Origin of the sequence: Nonomuraea rosea, assembly GCF_039539705.1 — a bacterium.
In the GTDB taxonomy this organism is placed as follows: Bacteria; Actinomycetota; Actinomycetes; order Streptosporangiales; family Streptosporangiaceae; genus Nonomuraea; species Nonomuraea rosea.
Genome location: NZ_BAABDQ010000027.1, coordinates 86,498 through 103,476, shown reverse-complemented (window position 1 = coordinate 103,476; position 16,979 = coordinate 86,498). Strand labels below are relative to the sequence as shown.

Here is a 16,979-nt window from a genome sequence, read left to right as displayed (position 1 = left end):
CGGACCGGGGACCCGTGGCCGTCAGGCGCAGGTGTAGCCGGAGGGCAGGGCGGTGTTGCCGTTCGGGCGGCTCGCCTGGAAGCCGACGCTGGGCGTGCTGGCTCCGGGGGCGAGGGTGCCGTTGTGGCCGGCGTTCTTGATGGTCACGGTCTGCCCGCTGACGGTGACGGCGCCGTTCCACGAGCCGGTGAGCGTGTGCCCGGCCGGCAGCGTGAAGGTGGCCGTCCAGCCGGTGATCGTCGAGGTGCCGGTGTTGGTGATGGTCAGGGGCTGGATGACGTACCCGGTGGCCCATTGGGTCTGCACGGTCGCGACGGCGGTGCAGCCTCCGGTGGAGGTGCCGGGCTGAGTGGTGATCTCCGCGGTGTTCGAGACCGGCGAGGTGTTGCCCGCCGCGTCCCGCGCCCTGACCTGGTAGCGGTAGGTGGTGCTCGGGGTCAGGCCCGTGTCGCCGTACGAGGTCGTCGCCGAGGTGCCGACCTGGGCGAACGTGCCGCCGCTCGCCCCGGGCGCGCGCAGGATGTCGTAGCCGGTGACGCCGTTGTCGTCCGTGGCGGCCGTCCAGGACAGGTTCGCGGCCGCGGACGTGACGCCCGAGGCCGCCAGCCCGGCCGGGGCCGTCGGCGGCGAGGTGTCGCCACCGGTGCCGGCCGTCGTGAACGTGACCAGCGCGGAGTTGCCCGACAGGTTGCCCGCGCCGTCACGCGCCCGGACGTACACCTGGTATTGGGTGTTCGCGGTCAGCCCGGTGAGGGTGGCCGAGTTCGTGGTGGACTGGCCGAGCTGCGGGTCGGTGGCCCCCTGCTCGCGGTAGAGGTTGTAGCCCGCCAGGCCGGAGCCGCCCTGGTCGGTGGACGCGGCCCAGGTCAGCGCGGCGGCGGTGGCGGTCACGCTGGCCGCGGCCGGGGTGCCCGGCGTGCTCGGCGCGGTGGTGTCGCCGGAGTCGGTGAGCGCCGGGGTCTGCCAGTCCCGCCACTCGGCCAGGTTGCCGAGCGCCCTGGAGGAGATCCTGATCGCGCCCGCGGCGTTGCCCGTCTTCAGCAGGAACTTCTGGATGTTCTGCTGCAGCGGGGTGCGCCATTCCGGCCGGTTGGCGCAGTGGTTGCCGTCCTGGATGTCGGACCAGTACGTGAGGTTGTCGCCGGCGCCGAGCGCCTTGTAGACCTCCGCCCCGCCGAGGGCCGCCACGCTCGCAGACCTGGGGCCCAGGTTCGCGATGTGCGGGTTGTCCATGATGAACAGCCCGCGTGGCGCGACCATGGCCACCATCTCGTGCGTGTCCACCGGCAACCTGGCGGGACTGCCGGTGAAGGTCCCGAACGCGTCGCCCAGCCAGGGCTGTTCTCCGTACGCGCTGCTCAGGCTCTGGGCGCCCTCCCCCGGGATGCCGCGGAAGATGGGCACGCCGGCGCTGCCCGACTCGATCGGCATGGTGAGCGCGATGCGCTGGTCGAACGCGCCGGTCACGAACGCGCCCTTGCCGAACCGCGAGCATCCCGTGACGCCGGTCGCGTCGGCTCTGAGGATGCTGCCGTCCGACTGCTCGATGACGTCGATGATCCGGCTCACGCCCCAGCCCCAGGCGAGCAGCAGCCCCGTGCTGCTCGACGCGCCGTAGATGCTGTAGAACGCGCCCTGCTTGTTGGTGCGCGGCGTGCCTTCCCGGCCGACCGTGTACGGGTCGTATTTGATGACGGCGGCGCCGGCGGCCGTGATGGCGGCCGTGTCCGCGCCGAACCCGCCCAGGACGACGACGGCGGGGAACGGCCCGGAACCGCTTGGCAGCGCGACGCTCGCCGAGAAGCTGGAGCTCCGGCCGTTGTGGTTCACGTTCACCGTGATGCCGGTCCTGGAGACCGTCCCCGTGACACTCGCCGGCTTTCCGGGCTTCTCGCCGTAGACGAACTTCTCGGCCAGCCGCTTGATCTCTTCCCGCCGGCACCGCCACTCGGACTTGGCGGACATGCGCGTGCCGTCCAGCTTCCTGAAGGGGTCGGGCAGCCTGGAGTTGGTCGGCAAGGACCCCGCGTCGGGCAGGCCGGGCACCACGCAGTCCGCGCCCTCGTTCTCGACGCCGGCAGCCGCGGCGGCCTCGGTGGGTGCGACCGTCACCGCGCCGGCCAACGACAGCGCCGCCGCCACGGTCAGCGCGACGATCGCCGAGCGGATCTTGGAGCGCGCCAAGCTGTTGATCACCAGGACTCCCTTCCGGGTGGGGTGTTGGCGATCAGTCTGAGAATCCGCTCGAAACATGTCAACGCACTGGCCGAAACGTTTCAGCTTTTGCTTTTGCTCTGCGCGGCTGAGCTGGAGCTTTGCTGGCGCCTTTTCCGAAAGTATCGGAAACTAAGTGAATACCCGAATGCTCGGCGGGTGTTGCCGAAAGTTTCCGCGTCCGATCGGGCGGCGCTCACAGGGTGATGACGATCTTCGCGCGTGCGTACTCCTCGCTGAAGTAGCGCATCGCAGGGCCCGAATCCTGGGTGCTCCACGCTCACCACCATGTCGCGGGGCTGACGCCGACCTCATCGACGACCGCGCTGATGACGGTGCCCAGCGCCGCCGTCCGCGCGCAGTCCGGGGACTCTCGCTCGTTGTCGGCACGCTGTCCGCTCCCCTCCGTGGCGGGCTGATGTCGCTGACGCTGCAGCACAGAGAAACGTCCCATTGATGAGTGATCGTCCCATATGTACGCACGGCCACGCGGCCGTCAGCTGACCGCCTGCTCCACGAGCGCGGCGATCCTCGCCTCGGCGTCGGCGGTCAGCTCCGTCAGCGCGAAGGACGTCGGCCACAGGGTGCCGTCGTCGAGGTTCGCGGTCGCGTTGAAGCCGAGCGTGGCGTACCTCTCCTTGAACTTCGACGCGGGCGTGAAGTAGACGACGACCTTCCCCTCCTTGGCGTAGGCGGGCATCCCGTACCAGGTTCTCGGCGCGAGCTCCGGCGCGCTGGCCCTGACGATGGCGTGGATCCGCTCGGCCATGACGCGATCCGGCTCCGGCATCTCGGCGATCTTCGCGAGCACCTCGCCCTCGCCGTCCGCCTTGCCCTTCTTCGCGCGCGGGCTGCGGCGCGCCTCCGCCTTCAGCTCCTGGGCGCGCTCCTTCATCGCGGCCCGCTCCTCGTCGGTGAATCCCTCGTAGCTCTTGCCGGACTTCTCGGTGTCCTTCATGACAGGTCTCCTCTATGTGTTGATTCGTGATCGCGGTGCGGTTGTGGGGCCTTGCTCAGGACGAGCCGGCCTCCCACGCGAACCCGTCCGGGTCGGTGAAGGACCCGCCGTCGCCGCCGACGACGATCCGGTGCGATCCGGTGCCGTCCGGGGAGACGCCGGCGACCTTGGCGAGGGAACGGCGCCGGTTGAGCGTCAGCTTGACGGCGCCCGAGTCGAACTCGACGTACCTGCGGCCGAAGCTCTTGGCCACGGTGAGTCCCCGGTCGGCGTAGAACTGCTTGCTCGCGGCCATGTCCGCGACCTCCAGCTGCAGCACGAGGTCGTCGATCTGCCGGGTGGCCGGGCCGGTGTCCTTCTTCGCCGAGGACGCGACCGTCAGGATCGTCCCGTCCGGGGCCTGGACGACGCCGCCGTAGCCCCACAGCGACTTCGCGGCCGGCTTCAGCACCGTGGCGCCGGCGCCGAGGGCCGCGTCGATGAGGCCGTTGACGGTGGCCGGCTGGGAGACGATGAGCGACAGCGTGAACCCGCGGAAACCGGTCGTCGGCGCCTCCGATGCCCGCACGCGCACCTGGGTCTCCACACCGAGTGCGGTGTAGAAGCCGGCGGCGGCCTCGGGGTCGGCCACTTCGAGGGTGATGTGTTCGATGGAGGTCATGGCTGCTCCTAAAGCTTGGGGTGGAGGTCCGGTCAGCGCTGGAGGAACCCGAGGACGTTGCCGCTGGGGTCCTCGACGATGGCGGCCAGCCGGCCCGCGCCGACGTCCTTGACGTCCTGGCGGGTCCGCCAGCCCGCGTCGACGGCCTGGCGCAGGGTCGCGGTGACGTCGCCGACGTGGCAGTAGCCGACGGGGCCGGTCATGCCGTGGTTGTGGCCGTTCGGGTCGAGGCCGATCTCCTGGTCGCCGACCCGGAAGCCGACATAGTACGGTTCGTCGGCGTAGGGCTCCACGTCCAGAACGGTCCCGTACAACGCCTTGGCGGCGGCCAGGTCCCGGACGGGGATGATGATGGTCTTGATTCCGTGGCTCACGACTGCCTCCTCGTTGGAGCGACTGACAAGAGACAGCGTCTCGCCTGCCTGGTCAGGGCGGCATCCGTGCTGAGCACGGGACGTACCACGGATACCATCACGTAGCCGCCGCGTACCGGCGGCGCGACCCCGTACGAGAGAATGGGACACGTGTCGAAGCAGGCAGCCACCGTGGGGATCTCGGCTCGTGAGGCCGAGATCCTGGCCCTGATCGGGGAGCATCGCAGCAACGCCGAGATCGGGGCGCAGCTGGTCATCTCGGTGCGCACGGTCGAGGCCCACGTGTCGTCCCTGCTGCGCAAGCTCGGGGCCCCGGATCGGCGGGCGCTGGCCGACCTGGCCGCCGAGCTCGACCGGGCCGAGCGGACCAGCCAGGCGCTGGCCGGGCTCCCGTCGCCGCTGAATCCCTTCATCGGCCGGGCCCAGGAGCGCGACGCGCTGCGCGAGGCCGTCAGCGCGCACCGTCAGGTCACCGCCGTCGGCCCCGGCGGGGTGGGCAAGACCCGGCTGGCGCTGGCCGTCGCCGCGGACCTGGCCGCCAACTTCGCCGACGGCGTGTGGTTCGTCAACCTCGTACCGGTCACCGATCCGGCCATGGTCGGCTCCGCGGTCGCGGCCGCGCTCGGCCTGGGCGAGCTCCAGGGCCGCAGCATCGACGACTCCGTGCTGGCCGCCCTGGCCGACCGGCGCGCCCTGCTGGTGCTGGACAACTGTGAGCATCTGACCGACGGGGTGGCGCCGTTCCTCGAGCGCCTGCTGGCGCGCTGCCCGGACGTCAGCGTGCTGACGACCAGCCGGGCCCGGCTCATGGTGCCCTTCGAGTGGGTCTACCCGGTTCCGCCGCTGTCCCTCGAAGTCCACGGCGGCGACGGCACGCACCGTGGACACAGCGGACACGGCGGCGCGGACGGTGCCGCCGGTTCTTCGGACGCGGTCGCGCTGTTCGCCGACCGGGCCGCGGCCGTGGGCTGGACCATCGAGGCCGAGCACCTCGACCAGGTCGCCGACGTGTGCAGGAAGCTGGACGGGGTGGCGCTGGCGATCGAGCTCGCCACCGCCCGCCTGCCCGCGCTCGGGCTCGACGGGCTGGTCGCGGGTCTGTCCGACCACCTGCGGCTGCTGGTCGGCGGCTACCGTGCCGACGACCGCCACCGCTCGGTCCGGGCCATGCTGGACTGGAGTCAGGCGCTGCTCGCCGGTCCCGACCTGACGCTGCTGCGCCGGATCTCGGTGTTCGTCGCGCCGTGCACCGCCTCGGCCGCCGCGGCGGTGGCCGGGTTCGACCCGCTCAAGCCGGGCGAGGTCGTCGACGGGCTGGCCCGGCTCGCGGATCAGAGCCTGCTGAGCGTGGCCGCGTCGGCCGGCGGCACGCGATACCGGGCGCTGGAGACCATCCGCCAGTACGGCACCGAGCAACTCACCGCGGCCGGTGAGCTCGATGCCACGCTGGCCCAGCATCTGCGCTGGTGCCTGGCCGGCGCAGAAGAGCTCGCCGCGGACGCGTCGCCCGCCACCGGCGGCTGGCGGGCCAGGTTCGACGCGGTGGCCGACGACCTCCGGGCCGCCCTGAGCTGGGCCGCCGAGCAGCCCGGCCGGCACGCCGACGCCTGCCGTCTCGCTCTTTCGCTGGCGGACCTGGCCTTCACCCGCAACCTGGTCGGCGAGTCCCAGCGACGCTACGAGCAGGCGGCCGCCCTCACCGACGATCCCGCCGTCGCGGCCGCCGCCCTGCGTGGCGCCGCGAACGTGGCCGCGTGCCGGATGCGCGGCGACGACGTCTACCGCCTCTGGCAGGCCGCCGCGGACGTCGCCCACCGTGCGGGAGACACGGCGGCCGCGGCCCGGGACCTCGCCACGGCGGCCACCACCTACTTCCGCAAGGCCGGGGCCTTCGCCCAGCTGCCCCCGCGTGACGAGGCCGCCGCGCTGCTCACCCGGGCGCGCGAGCTGGCCGGCGACGACCCGGCGGCCGAGGCCGCGGTGGCCCTCGCCGACTGCGTCGCGCTGGGCTACGCGTTCTTCGCCGACCGGGGCGGGCCCAAGACGGCCGCGTCGGAGATGACCGCCCGCGCGGAGCGGGCGGTGGAGCTGGCCCGCCGGCTGGACGACCCGCTGGCGGAGTGCGCGGCCCTCTACGCGCTGACCGGGGCCCAGCGCCGGGCGGGCGACACCTTCGCCGCCGCCGGCACCGCACGCCGCCGCGTCGAGCTGCTCCAGTCCGTGCCCCTCACCCCGGGCAGCGCCGACGAGCTGATCGACGCCCTCCTGATCGCCACCGCGACCAGCATGGGTGTCGGCGACCTGCCGGCGGCGCGACGAATGGGCCGCCAGCTGCGCGACCTGCCGCCGCTGGCCGAGGTCGGGCACGTCGCCACCCAGCGGCTCCTCATGGCCGACGCCCTCGCCGGCCATGCCACCGACGTGATCGCCGCCAGCGGCCGGTTCCTCGACGCCTGGACCCAGGCGGGCCGCCCACCGGCCCGCGGCTTCGGCCCGGTGGCCGCCTCGGTCGCGATGATCCACGGCCTGCGCGGCGACCAGGCCGCCCAGGCCGGCTGGCTCGCCGTCCTCGACCAGCTGGGCGTCACCCCCGAAGACCGGGCCGGCTACAGCCCCACGTTCGACGCCATCATCCTGCTCCACCAGGGACAGGCCGCACGCGCCCTCGAACAACTCGACACCGGAGCCGGCGAGCCGAAGCCGTGGCTCACCGGGATCCTGCTCCACTGGCACGTCGCCCTGCGCGCCGAGGCCGCCGTGCTGGCCGGCCACCCCGACGCCGCCCGGCTTCTGGCCGCCGCCCGCCCGATCGCCGCCGGCAACCCCATCGCCGTCGCGCTCCTCGACCGGGCCGCCGCGCTGCTCGACGACGACCACGAACGCCTCCTCGCCACCGCCGCCGCGTTCGAGAGCGCCGGCTGCCCCTACCAGCGCGCCCGGACGCTCATCCTGGCCGGCCGTGACACCGCCCCGGCCGGCGACGCCGTCCTCGCCGACCTCGGCCTCATCCCCGCGCCCGCCGGAGAAGGAACGCGCTGACGCGCGATACGACCCCGACGCCGGGCTCGAACCGCTCGCCCATCACCGGCACGGCGGCCAGCAGCTCGCGCGTGTACGGGTCGCGCGGCCGCGAGAGCACCGCCTCGGTGCCGCCCGACTCGACGATCCGGCCCTGGCTCATCACGCTCACCGTGTCGCACACGTAGCGCACCACGGCGAGGTTGTGCGAGGCCACCGACGTCACCGGGCTGAGCCGGGTCCTGCTGGACTTCTACGCCTCGCCGCTCAGCCGGTCGCTGCTCGACGACATCCTCGCGCCGCTCGACGCGCTCGGGCCTGAGCGCGCGGCGATCGCCGTACGGACGCTGGTCGCCTATCTCGGCCACCGCACCTCGCTGGCGCGCGCGGGCGAGGCGCTCAACCTGCATCCCAGCGCCGTCAACTACCGGGTACGCCGCATCGAGCAGAGCCTCGGCCTCGATCTCACCGATCCGGACGTGCGTTTCGCGGTCGAGCTCGCGTGCCGCGTACGGCTCATCGCGACCCGGCGCTGACTTTGTCCGACGGCACAATGTGGCCCGATCTCCTGTTCTGATGGCACATTGCCGCCTCTCCCGCCGTCTCCTTAGCCTCGGAGCATGACCGATGGAGACCTCCGATCTGGCGGGGCCGGGTGAGCGGCGCCACCCAGGACCTGCTGCTGCGTGATGCCCGCCTGCCCGGCGCCGGGACGCCGGCGGACGTGCTCGTCAGCGCGGGCCGCGTCGCCGCGCTCCGCCCCGCCGGCACGGTGCGCCGGGACGGCGCCGCCGAGGTGCGGCTCGGCGGGCGGTGGCTGCGGCCGGCGCTGTGGGACGAGCACGTCCACTTCACCCAGTGGGTGATCAGGCGCGGGCGGCTCGACCTGTCCGGGACCGGCAGCGCGGCCGAGGTCCTCGCGATCGTGCGCGCCGCGCCACCGGGCGCGGGGATGCTCGTGGGATACGGATTCCGTGACGGGCTGTGGCCCGATCCCCCGTCGCTCGCCGGCCTCGACTCCGTTGCGCCGGATCGTCCCGTCGCCCTGGTCAGCGGCGACCTGCACTGCGGGTGGCTGAACTCGCGGGCGGCGGCGCTGCTCGGGGTGACCGTCGACGCGTCGGGGCTGGCACGGGAGACGCCGTGGATCGGCGCGCTGCACCGGCTCGACGTCGAGACGGCTCCCGGCGTGGCCGCCTACCGCGCGGCGGCGCAGGACGCGGCCCGCCTCGGGGTCGTCGGCATCGTGGACTTCGAGAACGCCGACAACCTGCGCGACTGGCCCGCCCGGGTCGCCGCGGGCGTCACGTCGCTCCGCGTCGAGGCCTCGATCTGGCCGAGCCGGCTCGCGGCGGCGGCCGAGCGGGGGCAGCGCACCGGGCTGCCGCTGGACGAGCAGGGCCTCGTCACCGTGGGCCGGCTCAAGATCGTCGCCGATGGATCGCTGAACACGCGGACGGCGCTGTGCTGGGAGCCCTACCCGGGCATGGACCCCGCGGGGCCGCACGCGTGCGGGATGCAGAGCGTCGCCCCGGACGAGCTGCGTGAGCTGCTGGCCGCCGCACGGCGAGCGGGGATCGAGGTGGCCGTCCACGCGATCGGCGACCGGGCCAACGCGGAGGTGCTCGACGCGTTCGAGGCGAGCGGCGTGCGCGGTGTGATCGAGCACGCGCAGCTCGTCTCGGCGGGCGACTTCGCGCGGTTCGGGCGGCTCGGCGTCGTCGCGAGCGTGCAGCCCGAGCACGCGATGGACGATCGTGACCTGGCCGACCGCTACTGGCACGGCAGGACCGGCCGGGCGTTCGCGTTCCGCTCGCTGCACGAGGGCGGAGCCACGGTCCGGCTCGGCTCCGACGCGCCCGTGTCACCGCTCGACCCGTGGCTCGCGATCTCCGCGGCCGTCACGAGGTCGCGCGGCGGACGCGAGGCCTGGCACCCGGAGCAGCGGCTGCCCAGGGAGGTCGCGCTCGCCGCGAGCGCGCGCGGACGCACCCGGGTGGCCGCCGGCGACGTGGCCGACCTCATGGTGCTCGACCAGGATCCCGCCGTGCTCGACGAGGAGCGGCTGCGCGACGTCGGGGTCGCGGGCACGCTGCTCGCGGGCCGCTGGACGTGGAACGCGCTGGGGCGCTGACGGCGGGTCGGACGCCGCGCCTGGAACGAGATCTATCCAATGTCCCCGCGAGTTCTGATAATTACGGCATGGCGGTGGCAGCGGAAGAACTGCTGGAGTCGGTGCGGCGGCGGATCGAATGGTTCACCCGTACGAGCGACACGCGGGATCTGTGCGATCCGGCCGGGCTGCGGGACGCGGCGGCGTTGCTGGCCGCCGCCGACGGGCCGCCCGACGCCCTGGCGGCGGTCGGCCTCCTGCGCCACGCCAGGCACCTGGTCAGCCCTGCTGACGAGGACGGCGACGACGAGCTGTTGTCCCACGCCGACGCGGACGAGGTCGAGGCCGTCCGGCGGGCCGCGGAGCGCCCGCCGCAGCCGGCGCCCGAGCTGCCGCCGGTGGAACACCTGGTGATGGCGCTGCTCGGCGCGCCCCTGGCCGTGCTCGACGATCTCGTGGCCCGCATCCGGTACGGCGTCAGCGACCCGGTGACCGTGGACGAGCTGCGCTATCTGGTGATCGCCGCCCAGGCGAGGGAGGCGCGGTGGAGCCGTACCGGGGCCGTCGAGGACCTGGAGGACGCCGTGGCCACCATGGCGGAGGCGGTGCACGGGACCCCGGACGATCACGAGTGGTATCCCGGCAGGTCCTCCCAGCTCGGCGGCCTGCTGCAGTTCCGTTTCGCGGTGAGCGGCGACCGGCGGGACCTCGACGACGGGATCGAGGTGATCAGGACGGCCGCGGGAGCCTTGCCGGCCGGGCACCAGGACTGGCCGATGTTCCGCTCGAACCTGGGCCGGGCACTGCTCTTCCGCTACGGGGTGGCCCAGGACGAGGCCGACCTGGACGAGGCCATGACCATGCTGACCGACGCCGTGACGGCCACCGCCGGCGACGAGATCGGCTCCGTCGCCGCCTCCCGGCTGGGCCTGCTGCAGCAGGCGACCCTGGCCAGATACCACCTTCGCGGGGATCCCAACGACCTGGGCATCGCGCTCGGCATGGCCCGGCAGGCGTGGGAGGCCACGCCGGAAGACGATCACAACCGGATCGAACGCACCCTGGACCTGAGCCTGGCGCACCTGGCGGTCTTCCAGTGCACGGGCGAGCCCGGGCACGCGGCCACCGCGGAACAGCTGGCCGAGCAGGTCATCGGGACGACGCAGCCGGAACAGGCGGAGCAGCAGGCCGCCAAGGCCATCCTGGACGAGGTGCGCGCCCACCGCGACCGCCGTTAGGCCGGGACGGCGGTCACGGTGGGCACGCCGTTCAAGGCGGGGCCGACGGCCCCGGCCTGACGGCGGGCTGCCGGGGCTCAGCCGCGGCGGGCGGCCGCGGTCGGCGGCGCGCCGCTGCCCTCCAGGCGGGTGGTGACCGCGATGCGGTTGTGCGCGTTGATCACCGTCGCGGCCCAGATCAACGCGGCGAGCTGGGTCTCCGCGAACAGGCTCGCCGCCTCGGTGTACACCGCGTTCGGGACCTGACCCGCGAAGACCAAGGTGATCGCCTCCGTCAGCGACAACGCGGCCCGCTCCCTGGGGCTGAACAACTTGCTGGTACGCCAGACCCGCACCTCGCGGATGCGCTCCTCACTGTCGCCCATGGCCCGCGCGCCCCGCGTGTGCTGATCGAGCGAGAGGGAGCAGCCGTTGATCTGGGACGCGCGGATCCTGATCAGCTGGAGCAGCTCCGGCTCGATGTCCGCCGCCTGCGCCGCGGCCAGGGCGGCCTCGTGCAGGGCGCTCATCGCGCTGGAGACATCCGGGGTCACATTCCTGATGGCAATCCGAGTGGCAATCGTGTCGATAGACATGTCGTGGCTCTCATCTCGCTCGTTGAAGACCCAGCACTGGATGGGGATACGCGTCATCGCCCACCCCGGTTCGACCGTCAGGGAGCGGCCGGCGGCCTAGCGCAGGATGATCGTCGTCAGCGCGCGCGGCGGGAGCGGCACCGCCCCGCCTGCCACGGGAACGACGCCGAGCGACTCGTCCTCGCTCGTCAGGTAGGCCGTGACGGCGCCGCCCAGCCCTTCCCAAGTGACGAGGTCCACGCCGGTGTTGAGGACTTCGACGACGCGGGAGCCGTCGGGATTGCGGAACGCGGACACCTTCAGCGCGGGCCTGGCGGACACCGCTTCGAGCCGGACCGCGCCGGGCCTGATGAACCTGCTGTACGCGGCCAGCGCCCACAGCCGCTTGGAGACGTGGTAGGTCTTGGCCTCCTCGTCGATCAGCAGCAGCGCCCTGGTGTTCCCCACCGAGGCGCCCAGCCAGTAGACGTAACCGGAGACGTTGCCGAGGGTGAGCGCGTCGTGCACGGCCGCGGCGATGGTGAAGCCGTCGGAGCCGCTGCCGTCGTACCAGCTCGTGTTCCAGGTGAGGCCGTTGGGGTGCCATTCGGACATCCACGTCGGCCGTTTCGTGGGCAGCGGCGAGTCCACGGGCGTGGCGTAGCTGTGCCCCGTGAAGACCTTCACCCAGCGGCGGGCCGCGGCGTCGGCCTCGATCGCGGCCGTGTACGCCTTGGCCTCGGTCCAGCCGAGCGACTCGCAGCACACCAGCCGCACCCCGGAGGCGACGGGGCCGAGCACCTTGACGAACTGGACGGCCTCTTCGGGGGTGAAGCGCATGGAGGCGTGCGGGGCCGTCCAGTCGGGCTCGTTCGCGAACGCCAGGTCGGTGATCTCGATGCCCTCCTGCGCGTAGAACCTCGTGTATTGCACCAGGTAGTCCGCGTAGGCGCGCTGCCATTCCGGCTTCAGCCTGCCGCCGTTGCGCTCCCGGCCGGTGTCCTTCATGTAGCCGGGCGCGCTCCAGGCGACGGCGAGGAAGCGCCTGACGCCGTATTCCCGCGCGGCCCTGGCCATCCAGACCTGGCTGTTGTCATCGCCGTCCCAGACATAGCGGGGCGGGGCGTCCGGGCCGCCCGGGTCTTCCGGCTGGATCGACACCATCTCGTCGTACGGGCTGCCCGCCGGGGCCGAGCCGATGCCCAGGCGCAGGATGCTGAGCCCGGCGCCCTTCTCGCGGCTGAACCACAGGTCGAGGATCTCCCGCTGCACGTCCTCCGGCAGAGCCCTGATCAGCTCGTTGCGCCGGAACGCCGTGGAGACCCCGAACCCGTCGATCGTCTGATGCCGCACTCCATCGTCGATCCTGATCACCGGTGGTTCATTCATCACTGGAGCTCCGAGCAGGTGGTCTCGGACCGCTGCCGGGCGGTCCTCACGCGGACGGGGGTGGGCCCACCGTCTCACGGACGATGACCCGGTTGATCGATCGCGCGGCCGGCTGCGGCGCGGGCTCGCCACGAACCTCCGCGATGAGCCTGGCCATGGCCTCCCGCCCCTGGACCTCCCGGTCGACGGCGACCGTGGACAGCGAGGGGGTGGCGAAGCGCCCCAGCTCCTCGTCGTCCCAGCCGAACACGCTGACGTCACCGGGAACGCCCCACCCGCGCGACAGCGCGCCGCGTACGGCGCCCATGGCCAGGCGGTCGTTCGCGGCGACGATCGCGGTCACGCCGCTGTCCTCGGGCAGGCCGCGCACCGCGTCGTAGCCGGACTGGGGTCGCCAGCTCTCGGCCGCGACGCCGTACGAGGTGAGCCCGCGGTCTTTGATCGTCTGCTCGTAGAGGAGCCGGCGGTTGCGGGCGGAGGGGAACGTCTGCGCGCCGGCGATGTGGAAGAAGACCTGGTGGCCCAGCGACGCGAGGTGTCCGATGATCTCGCGGATCGGGGAGGCGTCGGCGAGCTCGTTCGTGCCCCGCAGTTTGTCGTCGTAGTCACCCGTGACGACGACGGGGACCGGCGAGGCCGCCGGATCGAGGTCGAGGGGCGTCAGCGACAAGATGCCCTCCACCTGCCCGGAGCCGGCCAGCTCCAGGACGCGCTCCGCCCTGACGTCCGCGTCGCCGTCGACGCTGACGACCTCCAGCTGGAAGCCCTCGGCGTGCGCGGCCGCGGAGGCGGCGCCGAGCAGGCGGACCGGCCACATGTAGGTGGAGGCGGGCATGGCGATCGCCAGCCGGTTCGTCCGGCGCGTGCGCATGGAACGCGCGACCAGGTTGGGCCGGTAGTTGAGCTCCTGGACCACCAGGTCGATCTTCTTGCGGGTCTCCGGCTTCAGTCCGGCGTTGTGGCGGAAATATCGGGACACGGTCTGGTGGGAGACGCCGGCCCGGCGGGCGACCTCGTGGATCGTGACGCGCGGCGTCCCGGCCTGGTCCACGGGGCCTCCTTCCGCTTCGCGCGCTCGTTGCGAGACAGCCTAGTCCTTGCCCGGTGGCAGGGAGCCGACTCAAAGTGACCGATCACCTACGGTCAGCGCGGCACGAGCTTGAGCGTGGTCTCCCGTGCCGGCTCGGCCACCATGGGGTCGACGTAGTCGGCGCTGTAGCGGCCGTACTTGCTGCGGTAGGCGGCGTCGACCCGCTCGTTGAGCTGCGGGTCGCGCTCCTCGGCGAAGGTGACGTCCTTGTCGACGCCACCGGCCCTGATGTGGCCTTCGTGGCCGGACACGGCGGCACGGAACCACGCGCCGTCGGGTCCGCGGTAGGAGCGGACGTACAGGTCGTCGCCGTCGCGGACGACCCAGATCGGCACCGGCCTGCGCGGGCGGCCGTCGCCGTCGCGGGGCGCGATCTGCAGCTCGTCGGCTGTCTCGATCTTGCCGAGCTCGTCGCTCGTCCATGTGCTCATCGCTCTCTCCTTCTCACGGCTGCGGCACCTTGATGGCGCGGCGTTCGTCCACGGCGGCGTGCGCGGGGCCGAACGGGGCGGGCTCGGTGGCCGCGCTGACGCCCCGGCGGCTGCTCTCGCGTCCCTCATTACCCATGAAACCGCAGGTCAAGCGGCCGATGGCGGACCTTTGCGCGAACGCCGCGTCATGCTCAGGTGCGCGGCTCGGGGTGGCTCCTTTCGGCCGCGTCGCCGGACATGTACGGCGTCAGGCGCTCGGCCTGCGGGCCGCCCAGACGGTCCGGGTGCCCCGTAGCGTCAGGTCGCGGCGGTTCAGGAGACCGTCGGGAGAGTCCTCCGCCAGCAGGCGGTCGAGCGTGCCGAGGTCGGTGGCGTCCAGCCGGTCGTGGAGTGCGGCACGAAACCCGCTCAACACGGCATACGCATACCGCGCGACGGCCGACGGCACGGAACCGGAAGCCCCGGAGCCCGGCGCCACGGGAGCGGACGCCACGGAGTCCGGCGCTGCCAGGCCCGGTGCGCTCGCATCGGCCGGGGTGGGCGACGGGCTGGGCTCGATGGAGAAGCTGCGCTGCTCGGCCAGCTCGAACCCGGCCTGCTCCAGGTGAGGTCCCCAGTCAGGGTGCGCGTTCCAGCCTGCCTGCGCCGCCGCCTCGTGGCAGCGGGCCTCCAGACCGGGACGGCCGAGGCCGAAGTCGTCGGGCAGGAACCTGGGCAACGCGTCCATCTCGATGACCGCCAGCAGGCCGCCCGGGTTCAGCGCCGCGTGGATGTCGCGGAGCACCCGCCCCGGGTCGGCGACGTGGTGCAGCGACGAGGCGGCCCACACGACGTCGAGGGCGCCGATGGCCGGCCAGGCCGCGTCCAGGTCGGCCTCCGCGACCCGCAGCCGATCGCCCAGCCCTTCCGCACGCGCCGCCTCGCGGACCCGGTCGATCATCACCGACGACCGGTCGATCGCGATGATCTCGGCTGCCGGGAAGCGCCGTGCCAGCGCCAGGCTGCCGGCGCCGGTCCCGGCCCCCATGTCCGCGACCCTGCGCGGCTCGTGCGGGGCGTGCCCCCGGAGCCACCCGAGCACCTCCTCCAGGAACGGGCCGAGCACCTTCGCGTCGAGGTCCAGCAGGTCCGCCAGCCCGGAATCGTCGGGGTGCTCGTGCGCATGAGCCCCATGCTGATGGGCTCCATGCTGATGTTCCCCGTGGTGAGCACCGCCGTGATGCCCGTCGCCGTGATGAGACCCGTCCTGGTGGGATCCGTCGTGATGGGAGTCGCCATCGTGAGCATGAGTGTGTGCGTGCAGTTCCCTGACTCCACGCTAAGCGCCCCATGCCCCTACGACATACTCTCTTGCCTATGACGCAAGAATTCGACCTCGACAGCGTGATCAGGCAGCGCATCCGCAGCCTGCGGCTGGCCCGCGGCTGGTCACTGGACGCCCTCGCCGCCCGCTGCCGCCTCAGCCCGTCGAACCTGAGCCGCATCGAGACCGGCCGGCGCAGGATCGCCCTCGACCAGCTCGTCCCCATCGCCCGGGCCCTGGACACCACGCTCGACCAGCTCGTCGAGTCCGAGGACGACGAGGACGTGGTGATCCGGCCGCAGGCGTGCCGCGCCCCGGGGATGACGAGCTGGCTCCTGTCGCGCGAGCGCTCACTCCACGGCGTGACCGTCGCGAAGCTCCGCATCACCCCCGACCATCCCACCGACGCCGCGAACCTGAAGGTGCACCCGGGCCGCGACTGGTTCACCGTGCTGTCCGGCACGGCCCGGCTTCACCTGGGCGAGCGCGTCATCCTGGTCCGTACGGGCGACGCGGCCGAGTTCTCCACCATGACCCCGCACGTCATCGGCGCCCACGAGGGTCCGGTCGAGATCCTCACCATCCTCGACCACAACGGGGAACGCACCCACCTGCCCACGACCACCGACTCATGATCCGGTGACGCCCAGGTAGGCGTACCGCGCATAGCGGATCTTGGTCTGGCCGGGTGACTTGGGTATGACGGCGACGTACTGCGAGCCTCTCGTGTAGACGGCCTGCTCACGGTAGGCCCTGCCCTTGCTCAGCTGGTCGCCGAACCCCTCCCGGGGGAACGTCATCGCTCGCGCGCCGGGGCCGGCGATGTAGGTGTCCTCCTCCGTGACGCCGTACCAGACGAGGGCGGTGCCGGAGGTCGTGCGGAGGGCGTAGATCTCGGGGGCGGCCCGCATGTTCCGCCGCAGGTCCCACTTGCTCGGCAGGCTTTCCCTTTCGGTCTTCCTGAAGCCGGCGTACCAGGTGAAGAGGTTCTGGAAGATGAGCCGACGGGCGCGCTTGTCGTCGCCGCCCGTGGCCAGCAGGCGCGCGTGCGCCTGGGCGAGCTGCCGCGGCGAGATCGTGAGCCGCGACTTGTCGTCCGGGGCGACCGTCACGGCGAAGCCGTCGCGGTCCCGCGCCGGGGTGGGCACTTTGCTCACGGTCACCGACTCGGCCACCACGCGCCAGCCCGCCCGGGTCTTGGCGAAGACGGCCTGCAGCCGCCGGTAATCCGCGGCCGCGCGGGTGTAGTCGACCAGGAACCACGGAGTGCCCGAGCCCGCCCGGGGGATGAAGTAGCGCGCCTTGATGATGCGCTCCTGCGGCACTTCGGGCTTCTTCCCCTCCAGCCGGTCCATCTGGACCTCGGCTCGGTGGATCTCCGCGACGAGGCCGGACTCGGCCGCCGACCAGTCCGTACCGCCCCGGCGCATCGCCTCCTTCTCCGCGCGGTCCCAGCTCAGGAGGATCTTCCTGGCCTCCGCCACCGTCACGACCCCCCGCTTCTGCGGGGACGGGGCCGCGGAGGAGGACTGGGACGGCGAGGCCGCGAAGGGGTTCGCGGCCTGCTCGATCAGGCCACACGCGGTGGCCACGGGCAGGACGAGCATGATGGATAACTGACGTCTGATCGTCATGG

18 protein-coding genes are annotated in these 16,979 nt (G+C 72.6%); 5 read left to right on the top strand and 13 right to left on the bottom strand.

From position 1 onward, the window contains the following. Nucleotides 1-21 precede the first annotated feature (21 nt). From ABEA43_RS44100 to ABEA43_RS44080, 5 genes are all read right to left on the bottom strand, one after another. Nucleotides 22-2,196: a fibronectin type III domain-containing protein gene (locus ABEA43_RS44100; protein ID WP_345571835.1), complete on the bottom strand. Its 2,175-nt coding sequence runs from the start codon at nt 2,194-2,196 to the stop codon at nt 22-24. 298 nt (nt 2,197-2,494) lie between these two features. Further along, entirely contained in the window at nt 2,495-2,668 is a 174-nt protein-coding gene (locus tag ABEA43_RS44095) for a hypothetical protein (RefSeq protein ID WP_345571833.1), read from the bottom strand. A gap of 42 nt (nt 2,669-2,710) precedes the next feature. Next, nucleotides 2,711-3,172 carry an iron chaperone gene (locus ABEA43_RS44090; protein ID WP_345571831.1) on the bottom strand — a complete coding sequence of 154 codons (462 nt, stop codon included), beginning with the start codon at nt 3,170-3,172 and terminating at the stop codon, nt 2,711-2,713. Between the two features lie 55 nt (nt 3,173-3,227). Beyond that, nucleotides 3,228-3,833 (bottom strand): VOC family protein, encoded by a 606-nt coding sequence (locus ABEA43_RS44085; RefSeq protein ID WP_345571829.1) that lies wholly within the window; start codon nt 3,831-3,833, stop codon nt 3,228-3,230. A gap of 32 nt (nt 3,834-3,865) precedes the next feature. After that, nucleotides 3,866-4,207: a VOC family protein gene (locus ABEA43_RS44080; protein ID WP_345571827.1), complete on the bottom strand. Its 342-nt coding sequence runs from the start codon at nt 4,205-4,207 to the stop codon at nt 3,866-3,868. 150 nt (nt 4,208-4,357) lie between these two features. On the opposite strand from ABEA43_RS44080, the gene ABEA43_RS44075 reads away from it, so the two are divergent. Further along, nucleotides 4,358-7,246 (top strand): ATP-binding protein, encoded by a 2,889-nt coding sequence (locus ABEA43_RS44075; protein WP_345571825.1) that lies wholly within the window; start codon nt 4,358-4,360, stop codon nt 7,244-7,246. On the opposite strand, the gene ABEA43_RS44070 is transcribed toward ABEA43_RS44075, so the two are convergent. Continuing rightward, nucleotides 7,212-7,442 (bottom strand): ABC transporter ATP-binding protein, encoded by a 231-nt coding sequence (locus ABEA43_RS44070; RefSeq protein ID WP_345571823.1) that lies wholly within the window; start codon nt 7,440-7,442, stop codon nt 7,212-7,214. The two genes, ABEA43_RS44075 and ABEA43_RS44070, sit on opposite strands and share 35 nt — an antisense overlap. Here ABEA43_RS44070 and ABEA43_RS44065 point away from each other — a divergent pair. From ABEA43_RS44065 to ABEA43_RS44055, 3 genes are all read left to right on the top strand, one after another. Next, nucleotides 7,429-7,761, top strand: a complete 333-nt coding sequence (locus ABEA43_RS44065) for a helix-turn-helix domain-containing protein (RefSeq protein WP_345571821.1) — start codon at nt 7,429-7,431, stop codon at nt 7,759-7,761. The genes ABEA43_RS44070 and ABEA43_RS44065 overlap by 14 nt on opposite strands. 119 nt (nt 7,762-7,880) lie before the next feature. Further along, complete coding sequence (locus ABEA43_RS44060) at nt 7,881-9,359, top strand: amidohydrolase (protein ID WP_345571819.1); 1,479 nt, start codon at nt 7,881-7,883, stop codon at nt 9,357-9,359. 68 nt (nt 9,360-9,427) lie between these two features. Beyond that, nucleotides 9,428-10,576 carry a hypothetical protein gene (locus ABEA43_RS44055; RefSeq protein ID WP_345571817.1) on the top strand — a complete coding sequence of 383 codons (1,149 nt, stop codon included), beginning with the start codon at nt 9,428-9,430 and terminating at the stop codon, nt 10,574-10,576. A 77-nt stretch (nt 10,577-10,653) separates the two neighbouring features. Here the strand turns inward: ABEA43_RS44055 and ABEA43_RS44050 are convergent, their stop codons facing one another. The 6 genes from ABEA43_RS44050 to ABEA43_RS44025 form a co-directional block, all read right to left on the bottom strand. Further along, nucleotides 10,654-11,109, bottom strand: a complete 456-nt coding sequence (locus tag ABEA43_RS44050; protein WP_345571815.1) for a carboxymuconolactone decarboxylase family protein — start codon at nt 11,107-11,109, stop codon at nt 10,654-10,656. A gap of 138 nt (nt 11,110-11,247) precedes the next feature. Continuing rightward, nucleotides 11,248-12,519 (bottom strand): glycoside hydrolase family 30 protein, encoded by a 1,272-nt coding sequence (locus ABEA43_RS44045; protein ID WP_345571813.1) that lies wholly within the window; start codon nt 12,517-12,519, stop codon nt 11,248-11,250. A gap of 46 nt (nt 12,520-12,565) precedes the next feature. Next, the gene (locus ABEA43_RS44040) at nt 12,566-13,570 is read right to left on the bottom strand and encodes a LacI family DNA-binding transcriptional regulator (protein WP_345571811.1); all 1,005 of its coding nucleotides are present in this window, start codon (nt 13,568-13,570) and stop codon (nt 12,566-12,568) included. Between the two features lie 92 nt (nt 13,571-13,662). After that, nucleotides 13,663-14,040 (bottom strand): DUF2255 family protein, encoded by a 378-nt coding sequence (locus ABEA43_RS44035; protein WP_345571809.1) that lies wholly within the window; start codon nt 14,038-14,040, stop codon nt 13,663-13,665. Nucleotides 14,041-14,053: 13 nt separating this feature from the next. Continuing rightward, nucleotides 14,054-14,176, bottom strand: a complete 123-nt coding sequence (locus tag ABEA43_RS44030; RefSeq protein WP_345571808.1) for a hypothetical protein — start codon at nt 14,174-14,176, stop codon at nt 14,054-14,056. A gap of 111 nt (nt 14,177-14,287) precedes the next feature. Next, the gene (locus ABEA43_RS44025) at nt 14,288-15,145 is read right to left on the bottom strand and encodes a class I SAM-dependent methyltransferase (RefSeq protein ID WP_345571806.1); all 858 of its coding nucleotides are present in this window, start codon (nt 15,143-15,145) and stop codon (nt 14,288-14,290) included. 251 nt (nt 15,146-15,396) lie between these two features. Here ABEA43_RS44025 and ABEA43_RS44020 point away from each other — a divergent pair, with 251 nt between their 5' ends. Beyond that, nucleotides 15,397-15,978, top strand: a complete 582-nt coding sequence (locus ABEA43_RS44020) for a helix-turn-helix domain-containing protein (RefSeq protein WP_345571804.1) — start codon at nt 15,397-15,399, stop codon at nt 15,976-15,978. On the opposite strand, the gene ABEA43_RS44015 is transcribed toward ABEA43_RS44020, so the two are convergent. Next, on the bottom strand, nt 15,973-16,977 hold the full coding sequence (locus ABEA43_RS44015) for a DUF8094 domain-containing protein (protein WP_345571801.1): 1,005 nt from the start codon (nt 16,975-16,977) through the stop codon (nt 15,973-15,975). The two genes, ABEA43_RS44020 and ABEA43_RS44015, sit on opposite strands and share 6 nt — an antisense overlap. Nucleotides 16,978-16,979 lie beyond the last annotated feature (2 nt).